This window comes from Mesorhizobium sp. M7A.F.Ca.CA.004.04.2.1 (assembly GCF_004022825.1).
GTDB lineage: Bacteria > Pseudomonadota > Alphaproteobacteria > Rhizobiales > Rhizobiaceae > Mesorhizobium.
Map to the genome: position 1 here is coordinate 1 of NZ_RZPH01000131.1, position 9,203 is coordinate 9,203.

At 60.9% G+C, this 9,203-nt stretch carries 7 protein-coding genes and 1 pseudogene; 5 read left to right on the forward strand and 3 right to left on the reverse strand.

The features are described from left to right. From EN893_RS08700 to EN893_RS08720, 5 genes and pseudogenes are all read left to right on the forward strand, one after another. Nucleotides 1–415: pseudogene (locus EN893_RS08700) on the forward strand (diguanylate cyclase); the annotation flags it as partial. A gap of 661 nt (nucleotides 416–1,076) precedes the next feature. After that, on the forward strand, nucleotides 1,077–2,339 hold the full coding sequence (locus EN893_RS08705; protein ID WP_236382846.1) for an alpha-2,8-polysialyltransferase family protein: 1,263 nt from the start codon (nucleotides 1,077–1,079) through the stop codon (nucleotides 2,337–2,339). A gap of 10 nt (nucleotides 2,340–2,349) precedes the next feature. After that, nucleotides 2,350–3,231, forward strand: coding sequence for a hypothetical protein (locus EN893_RS08710; protein ID WP_127268449.1), 882 nt, complete (start codon nucleotides 2,350–2,352; stop codon nucleotides 3,229–3,231). A gap of 91 nt (nucleotides 3,232–3,322) precedes the next feature. After that, nucleotides 3,323–3,691, forward strand: a complete 369-nt coding sequence (locus tag EN893_RS08715; protein WP_127268450.1) for a hypothetical protein — start codon at nucleotides 3,323–3,325, stop codon at nucleotides 3,689–3,691. 184 nt (nucleotides 3,692–3,875) lie between these two features. Then, a complete protein-coding gene (locus EN893_RS08720) occupies nucleotides 3,876–4,091 on the forward strand; it encodes a hypothetical protein (RefSeq protein ID WP_127268451.1) in 216 nt (71 codons plus the stop codon). A 262-nt stretch (nucleotides 4,092–4,353) separates the two neighbouring features. Here the strand turns inward: EN893_RS08720 and smc are convergent, their stop codons facing one another. The 3 genes from smc to EN893_RS08735 form a co-directional block, all read right to left on the reverse strand. After that, nucleotides 4,354–7,815, reverse strand: a complete 3,462-nt coding sequence (gene smc / locus EN893_RS08725) for a chromosome segregation protein SMC (protein WP_128361490.1) — start codon at nucleotides 7,813–7,815, stop codon at nucleotides 4,354–4,356. A gap of 105 nt (nucleotides 7,816–7,920) precedes the next feature. Then, nucleotides 7,921–8,664: a DsbA family protein gene (locus EN893_RS08730; protein WP_127268828.1), complete on the reverse strand. Its 744-nt coding sequence runs from the start codon at nucleotides 8,662–8,664 to the stop codon at nucleotides 7,921–7,923. A 163-nt stretch (nucleotides 8,665–8,827) separates the two neighbouring features. Beyond that, nucleotides 8,828–9,203 (reverse strand): DciA family protein (locus EN893_RS08735; RefSeq protein ID WP_128361491.1); only part of this gene is annotated, 376 nt, incomplete at its 5' end.

Here is a 9,203-nt window from a genome sequence, read left to right on the forward strand (position 1 = left end):
CGATGCCGTCGCCCAGCAGATGCGCGACGCGGGCTTCAAGGTGAAACGCACTGTCATCCCGGAATCGGCATTCTGGAACGACTGGACGAAGTATCCCTTCGCGACCACCAATTGGAACGCCCGACCGCTCGGCATCCAGACCTATGCGCTTGCCTACCAGACCGGTTCGGCATGGAACGAGACAGGGTTCGCCGATCCCGACTTCGATGCCAAGGTCCACAAGGCCAACGCCATCGCCGATCCGGAGCAGCGCCGTGCGGTGATGAAGGAACTGCAGGTCATGCTGCAGGATTCCGGCATCATCGTTCAGCCCTACTGGCGAAAGCTGTTCTGCCATATGAAACCTGCCTTGATGGGCTACCAGATGCATCAGGCCTATGAGCAGGACTTCACCCGGGCCTGGCTCGCGGCCTGATCGCGGGCAACCCTTCCGACAGGCGGCGCATTTTCCGGCGCCGCCCTTCGCCTGCTCACCGGGAAAATTGCGCCGAAGCGTCGGCATCAAGGGCGCTCGAGGAGCAGTGCAGGCTTCGCATCGGGCATGATGCACAGGTGCGGCCACACGCGCCATGCCTTGGCAGGTCGGCCGGAATCCCGGGCCGCTGCACCGGACCGGCTGGCACATCAAGCGTGTTAAACATTCTGGTTTCCGCCTCTGTCATCATCAAGCTCCGGTTCATGGCTGGAGCTTACTTTTGACTGATGGAAGTGAAACCCGCTTTCCCGGGCAACGACCTTCCCGAAAACCGGGAGAATTCGCGCTCTTGGTACCGACAGGAACCGAAGCGGCAAGATCGAGCCGCATGAGCGGTCTGCCGCCGCCTGATGTTTATGCCGGATCTCAACAGGTCTCTGCCGCTCAATTGAACTGAATTCGCCTGCTTATTGCGCGGAACTCCAGCCTGTCTCGGGCGTTGGACGCCAATATCTGCAAGATATTTTCCGGTCGACGACAGGCAGTATTATGAAGCTGGCGAAACGCCCCGAGCCACACACGGTCTTCGGACATGAAGCAATTTTGCGGTTGAGATCGCGGAACATGCGGCGTTATTTCCATCCTACCTGGAGACCTTAAATTGCCAGTTCGAATATGCTGCGTCTTTGGCAGCTGGCAATTGCTCAGCCTGGTTGCCTCTCTTCGCCAGTCAACAATGGATGGAAGCTCCCCGGCGGATGAGGAGCATGAGGATTACCTTCTGCTCTATGAAACGGCCGGCGTTTCCGAGCATTTCAAGACCGGTCTTGCTGAACTTGCGTCTACAGTATGGACCTGGAAACGGATCATATGGGCATACGACCTTCTGACGTCCGAGCGTAAATATGGGCAACTGCAAATTTTCCGGATCCATCGTCTGATCCGAGACACAATTGGCATCGACGCGAGTTCCGCGGTTGAAATCTGGGCCTGCTTCGTTAACCGGCCATCGGAAAAAATACTGCTGGACTCATACCCAGAAGCCAAGATCGTTTTGTATGAGGATGGCTTGACGTCATACCTTCCATTCGAAATTTCAACCATGTCATGGCCGCCAGGCACCAGGTTTAGACGGCGCATCACCGGAGCCTTGATTGCAGGACTCTCTACAATTTCACCGGCGTTCCGACTGAGGAAAGCGGCCGACAAGATAGAAAGACACCATCTGAGACGGGTGACAAAGTTTTATTCTTTGCTCCACGAAATCCCCATTCACGATGCTCTGGAGAACGTACCAAGATTTCAGGTCGGCGCTTCGCTGATGCGCGACGTAATAGATGAAGCCTGCAGGGATGCGCTTTCCGGCGGCAATGAACATTGCCGTGCGTCAGCCAACCCACGGATCCTGCTGCTCGGCCAGGCATTGTCGCGAAACGGCATAATGTCGTACGCGCACGAGGCGGCGATCTATAGACGCATTGCGGAGCAGATCGTTGAGAGAGGATACGACGTCGTCTGGAAGGAACATCCCAGAATAAGCACGCCCTTCTTCCCCGAATTGCTGGATACCATCGGCAATGTGACGGCCGACGCCAGCACCAGGATCATGGAGGCGAACCTTCCGCACATATATCCGATAGAGCTTGTCGTATCCCGGATGAACATTGTTGGGTGCGTCTCCGGCACGTCAGCTGCCCTTCTCTACCTGAAGTGGCTTTACGGCATCAAAACATACACATTTGCGGAAACCTTGATCCCCCTGATGACTGGCGCGGATATTCTGATGAGCGAAATGGTGAAAGCCCATGCGGAGCCCTTTTCAGGGCTCCAATCTTTGAACGCAACCAAGGATCCGTTGAAAGGCGGCAGCCCCGAACAGGTTGAACACGATCCTTTGAATCCAACTCAGGCAAACTCGATCTGAGACACCATCGATGTCAAAGCCGCTTTCAGTCCTTCAACGTGCCACCAGGGCCGACGTTCGATCAGAGCCGTTTCCACACATCATCCTGCGCGACGCCCTTCCCCTCGATCTCTACCAGGAGTTGGCCGACACGTTTCCCGCTCCGGAAGCGCTCGAAATTGATACGCGCCGCAACAACACCAGATGGGACTATGAGGCCCACCGCGTTCGGTCGAACGAAGCTGTGCCGCAAATATGGCGCGATTTTATCGCCTACCACGTATCTCAAGCATTTTTCGACGAACTCGCCGACCTGTTCTACGACGATATTCACAAGCTTTACCCTGATTATTATCCCAATTATGAACGCCTCAAGAGTATGAAAGCGGGCATCAGGTTTAGTGACACCTATGCAACGCGCGACATACTGATGGATGCGATGCTCAGCGGGAACACGCCGGTAACCAATGCCGGATCGGTGCGGACAAGCCACATCGACAATGGCGACAAGCTATTTTCTGGCCTGTTTTATATGAGGCCGGAAGATTATGATGCCGTTGGCGGGGACCTGACAATTAGTCGTTTCAAGTCCAAATACGCCACGCTGAAAGCCAAAGCGACACTCTTCAATGATGCCTATGTCGACGACACCCATTTGGAATGCGTCGAAACAGTTAAATACGACAAGAACATTCTTGTATTGTTCATCAATTCGATTGAATCGGTCCACGGCGTCACAGTCCGCCAACCCACCAACAAATCCCGGCTTTTCGTCAACCTGGTTGGAGAAGTCGAAAAGCCATTCTACATCAAAGGAAAAAAGATACGGCCGCGCTATGTCCCGGCGCATCAAGACCAGGATGAGGCGGAACAGACCTGGCTGAAAAGGCTCAAGCAAAAATTGCGGCTTTGAAAGACAACGTCGTCGATCTGAGTTTCAGCCTGAACCGCCAATACCGAGCCGGTTTCGACCTTCGCGGCGGGCAGGCACAGATTGGAGCAGAATGAGACTTCATCCAGCCGCCGAACGGATTGCTTTTTTCAGCACGCTTGTCGCTGTTCTTGTCCTTGCACTGGTGCCTATACCCGGACTCGAGGAGTACGGGATCGATATCGGTTTCCATTACGACAAGCTGAATCACGCCAGCGCCTTTGCCGTCATGACTTTCCTTGGAGGGCTCGGCTGGCCTGATCGCAAGATCAGGCTGATCGTCTTCCTTGCAGTTGTTGGAGCGGCGATCGAGGTCCTCCAGGGCACGGCGCTGATACGACGTGATCTGGACGTGTCCGACTGGGTTGCCGATTGCGTCGGCATCGCGTGTGGCCTCGTGGCCGTGATCTGTGTGAACTGGATCTTGCGGCGCAGAGGTTGAGCCTGTTCTCAAGCCCTTTGTGCACGGGGCCGATAGCCAGAGGAGTTCGCCCCCGGCTCCATTGACTCGGCGAAATCGGATTGCAACGGTCCGATCCGAGAGTGGGCGGTTTTTTCTACCTTGGCCGGACAGATGAAGCTTCGGGCGCGGCACCCAGGAAGCGCGCCATCAGTATTGAGGGACGATGACGATCAAGATCAGGCTTCCGGGTGGCGTGTTGAAGGTCAAGCAACGTCATGAGTTGCGGCGACGGGAGCACAAGGGCGAAGTCCCGGTCTGGCAGTTTGGCAAATATTTCGTCATCTGGTGGCCCAGTACAATTCCCGATCGACCCTCCAAGAGCTCGAATACTGACGATGAGCTTGAAATGAACATTCCATCGACTGGAGAAAGCACGTAAGCTCTATGCATCATGGCTTTGCGAATCAGATTGCCGGGGGGCACACTGAAGGTGAAGACCTACCGCGAACTGCGTGATCGCGAGCGGGATCGCAGGGTGCCTGTGCTGAAACTGGGATCGCTCTATTTCGTCTGGTCCTCGGCCAAGCATCATTCGCACAGGCACAGTCCGCGGCCCTGACATTTTTTGCCGGGCGAAAACCGCTTGCACACTTTTCCTGAATTGCTCCGGAGCGGCCCCTTCGCAGGCAGCGCAATCTGGATCAGCTTGCCTCGCGCATCGCCTCGGCCGCCTGCAGGTCCACCGACACCAGTTGGCTGACGCCCTGCTCGGCCATGGTCACGCCGAACAGCCGGTTCATGCGCGCCATGGTGATGGGATTGTGGGTGATGATGACGAAACGCGTCTCGGTGGTGGCCGCCATCTCGTCCATGAGATTGCAGAAGCGTTCGACATTGTGGTCGTCGAGCGGCGCGTCGACTTCGTCGAGCACGCAGATCGGCGCCGGGTTGGTCAGGAACACCGCGAAGATCAGCGACATCGCCGTCAACGCCTGCTCGCCGCCGGACAGCAGCGTCATGGTCTGCGGCTTCTTGCCGGGCGGGCGGGCAAGAATTTCGAGGCCAGCCTCGAGCGGATCGTCGGATTCGATCAACTGCAATTCCGCCGTGCCGCCGCCGAACAGATGCGAGAACAGCCGCTGGAAATGGCCGTTGACGACCTCGAAGGCGGCCAGCAACCGCTCGCGACCTTCGCGGTTGAGGCTCTGGATCGCCTGCCTGAGCTTGCGGATCGCCTCGATGATGTCCTCGCGCTCGGAGACGATCGCCTCCAGCCGGTCGGATAGCTCCTTCTGCTCCTCCTCGGCGCGCAGGTTGACGGCGCCGAGCCGTTCGCGCTCGATCTTCAGCCTGTCGAGTTGACGCTCGATCTCGGCCATCTCAGGCATCGGGCTGTCGGCCTGCAGACCGGTGTGGCGGATGACCAGATGCGGCGGCGTGTTCAGCGTTTCCTGTATGCGCGCCTCGACCTCCAGCCGGCGCTCGTCGGCCGCCGTCAGCCGCTCTTCGGCGCGAACGCGGGTCTCGCGCGCCTCGGCCAGGAACTGGATGGCGCCGGTGGCGGCCTTGTCCAGTTCGGATTGCCGGTTCTCCGCTTCCTGCAGACGGTCGGCCGCCGCCTTGCGCAAGCTCTCGGCCTCGGTGAGCTGCGACAGCAAGGCACGCCGCTTGGCGTTGATTTCATCGGGAGCATCGGCCAGCCGCTCGCGTTCGGCCTCGGCCTCGGCCTTGCGTTCGCCGAGCGATGCGATCTGCGTCGAGGCGTTTTCGGCCCGCTCCAGCCAATTGCTGCGCTCGGCGCCAATGGCATCGAGCCGGCGCGCGCGCGCCTCGGCTTCGCGCCGAAGCCCCTCATGCACCGCGCGCGCATCGGCAAGCGCGGCGCGGTCGCGGGCGACATTGGCCGAGGACTGTTCGAGCTGCAATTGCAGATCGCCAAGATCGGGCGCGTCCTGCAGCAGCATTTCCGCCTCGGCGAAGGCGGCCGAAATCTCCTCATGGCTGTCGACGATGCGGGCGCGCGCTTCATCGAGTGCGGCGCGCCGGCTCTGCAATTCGCCGCCGGCCCTCTCGGCCTCGGCCAACGCATTGCGGGCAGCGTCCAGCCGATGCTGAGCGTCACGACCGGCCTGGCGCGTGTTGCGCTCGGCCTCGCTTGCCAGGCGGAGCGCCTGTTCAGCCTCTCCCAGCGCATCCTCGGCCTGGCGCAGGACGAGCGTCGCTTGTATCGCCTCGGCATCGAGCTCAGCCAGCCGGTTCTTCTGCGCCAGCCGTTGTGCTGCGGCGGCCGGCGCATCGGCGCTTGCGGTAAAGCCATCCCAGCGCCAGAGCGCGCCTTCACGGCTGACCAGCCGCTGGCCGGGAGCAAGCAGCGACTGCAACCGGCGGCCGTCGCCGGCGGCATCGACGATACCGATCTGCGCCAGGCGGCGGGCGAGCTGTGCCGGCGCGTGGACCACGCTGGCCAAGCTTTTAACGCCTTCCGGCAGAGCCGCGTCGCCGGGCTGGATCGCGCTTTCGCCCCAATGCACCGGCGCGCTGCGGTCAAGCGGCACGTCGAGGTCTTCGCCAAGGGCCGCACCCAGCGCCGTTTCGAAACCGCGATCGACGCTGATCTGCTCCAGCACGGCCGGGAAGAGATCGCCGCTGGCTGCATTCAGGATTTTGGCCAGCGTGCGCGCTTCGGTTTCGATCCGCGCCAGCTCGGCCCTGGCATCCTGAAGCGGTGGCCGGGCAGAACTTTCCGTGGCGCGGGCATCGATGACAGACTGCTCGGCCTCAGACACGGCAGCCTCGGCCTCCTCCAGCAGCGCCATGGCCTGTTCGACCAGCACCCGCTTCTCGGCCGGATCGGGCAGGCCAGCGACCTTGGAGAGTATCTCAGACAATTCCCGGTCGACATCGGCAAGCTGGCGCGCGAAGCGGTCGCGGCGTTCGGCGGTGTCGCGCAGCGTCCGTTCGATCTGGTTGCGCGAGGCGGCAGCCTCGGCCCGTTCGGCTGTCAGCGCGGCGAGCTTGGCTTCGCTTTGCGAAAGCGTCGACGCCGCCTGTTCGAACGCCGCACGGGTGGTGGCTTCGCGTTCGGCGGCGCCGGCATTTTCCGAATTGAGTGCCGCCTCTTCGGTGCGAAGGCGCTCGAGAATGTCCGCATTGTCGCGGACCATGCGCTCTTCACGTGCGATATCGCCGTCGAGCTGCTGTAGCCGGCGCTCGAGTTCGCTCTGACGGGCGCGGATGCGGCCGGCTTCCTCCTCGATCTGCGACTTGGCGATCGACAGGCGCTGGAAGGCAGCAGCGGCGGCGGCTTCCGCGTCGCGCAAATCCGGCAATCGGTGAGCACCGATACCTTGCTCCCTGGCGGCGGCCATCTGGGCCGCGGCGCGGTCGCCGACAAGGGCTGTCGCAACCGCCAGCGCCGAACGCGCCTCGCCTTCCTGGGTCTTGGCCAGCGTCCAGCGCAGATGCAACAGCGTCGCTTCGGCCTTGCGGATATCGGCCGACAGGTTCTTGAAGCGGGAGGCCTGGCGCGCCTGGCGCTTCAGGCTTTCGATCTGGCTTTCCAGCTCGCCGACGACGTCGTCCAGTCGTTCGAGGTTCTGCTCGGCCGCCTTCAGCCGCAGTTCTGCCTCGTGGCGGCGGGTGTGCAGGCCGGAAATGCCTGCTGCCTCTTCGAGCAGCGCGCGGCGTGCCTGCGGCTTGGCCTGGATCAGTTCGCCGATGCGGCCCTGACCGACCATCGACGGCGAACGCGCGCCGGTCGACTGGTCGGCGAACAGAAGCTGCACGTCCTTGGCGCGCGCCTCCTTGCCGTTGATACGGTAAAGCGAGCCGGCCTCACGCTCGATGCGGCGCGACACCTGCAATTCGTCGGCATCGTTGAAGGCAGCGGGCGCCGAGCGGTCACTGTTGTCGAGGAAAAGTGTGACTTCGGCGGTGTTGCGTGCCGGGCGCGTGCCCGAGCCGGAAAAGATGACGTCGTCCATGCCGGACGCGCGCATGTTCTTGTAGGAGCTTTCGCCCATCACCCAGCGCAGCGCCTCGACAAGGTTCGACTTGCCGCAGCCGTTCGGCCCGACAATGCCGGTCAGTCCGCGTTCGATGACGAACTCGCCGGGCTCGACGAAGGACTTGAAACCGAGGAGGCGAAGGCGCGAAAACTTCATTCGCGCCGCCCACTAAGCGGATTACCGTGGTTTTGCGATGAGAATTCGCGGCACGACCGGAAGCCGCGCACGCCGAAGCGCCGCCGCCTCAGGGCTGACTGGACGTCAGAGCAGAGGGTCGATGATGGCCGACATTTCCTCAATCGACATCGCCCCCTTGTAGGTCTTACCGTTGATGAAGAAGGTCGGTGTCGAGTCGACCTTGAATTCATTGGCGCCACGCTTCTGGACCGATCTCACATCGTCCAGAAGTTTCTGGTCCGTCAAGCAGGCCTCGAAGGACTCCTGTGTAAAACCGGCGAGCTTCGAGATTTGCAGCAGTGCATCCTTGGTGTTCTGAACGCCAGCCCAGTTCGCCTGCTGCCTGAACAGGACGTCGACCATAGGGTAGTAGTTGTCCTTGGCGCAGCGCGCCAGCATAAAACCGGCTTCGGCACTCGGATCGAACGGGAATTCGCGCAGGATGTAGCGCGCCTTGCCGGTGTCGATGTACTTGGTCTTCAGGTCCGGAAAGGTGGTCTCGGCGAAATGCGCGCAGTGCGGGCAGGTCATCGAGGCGTATTCGACGATGGTGACCTTGGCGTCGTCCTTGCCAAGCTGTTTGTCGGGCAGCGCACCCGGCTTCATCAGTTCCGCCATGTCCACGGTGCCCTGGGCTTCCGGCGCGGTGGCGGCGGCCGGCGTGGCCGGCGTCGCGGGGGCGGCCGGGGCCGCAGGTTTCACATCCGCGGCCTTCGCCTCCTCGCCAGAGTCGCTGCAGGCGGCGAGCAGGGCCACCGCCGGAATGGCGGCCAGCGAAGACAGGACGTTTCTGCGAGACAAGCTTTGGCCAAACGGGGGACGGTTCATACGAATCACCTGACAAGGGTTGGATTTTGCAATGCAAAGACACGAAAAGGCGAGAGTTGGCGCGAATTAAGGCATCTCGATCCCCAATCCAATCGCGAAACCTGACAAGGGCGATCACGAATGCGAGATAGTGACGACGAATCCATGACTTTCTTCAAGACGCCTATGATTTTCTCTCCCCAATAATGGTCGCGCCAAGTTTCTCCAACGAGGCGCGCAGTTCATCATTATCGACCAGGCCGACAGTTCCCGACAATTTCGTCTTCTCAGCCGCCGTCAGCGGCCTCAGGGCCGGTTTGCGCCTTCCTTTGTCGGTTGTCACCGGCTTCTGCAGGATCCTGATGCGATTGATGGCGGTGAAGCCGAGGAAGGCGTTGACCCGGTTGATGATCTCGCCCGTCTCGTGCTGCAGATGAAGTGCCGCCATGCCTTCGCAGGCAATGACCAGCACGGCCGGCTCGAACGGATCGTCCTCATGCATACGGCGCGGCCACTGGATTTTTTCGGGGCGCGAATGGCTGGCCAGCCGCGGGCCGGCG

Coding starts and splice junctions, on each gene's coding strand:
- EN893_RS08720 (WP_127268451.1), top strand. CDS start 3,876: ATGACGATCAAGATCAGGCTTCCGGGTGGCGTGTTGAAGGTCAAGCAA.
- EN893_RS08715 (WP_127268450.1), top strand. CDS start 3,323: ATGAGACTTCATCCAGCCGCCGAACGGATTGCTTTTTTCAGCACGCTT.
- EN893_RS08710 (WP_127268449.1), top strand. CDS start 2,350: ATGTCAAAGCCGCTTTCAGTCCTTCAACGTGCCACCAGGGCCGACGTT.
- EN893_RS08730 (WP_127268828.1), bottom strand. CDS start 8,664: ATGAACCGTCCCCCGTTTGGCCAAAGCTTGTCTCGCAGAAACGTCCTG.
- smc (WP_128361490.1), bottom strand. CDS start 7,815: ATGAAGTTTTCGCGCCTTCGCCTCCTCGGTTTCAAGTCCTTCGTCGAG.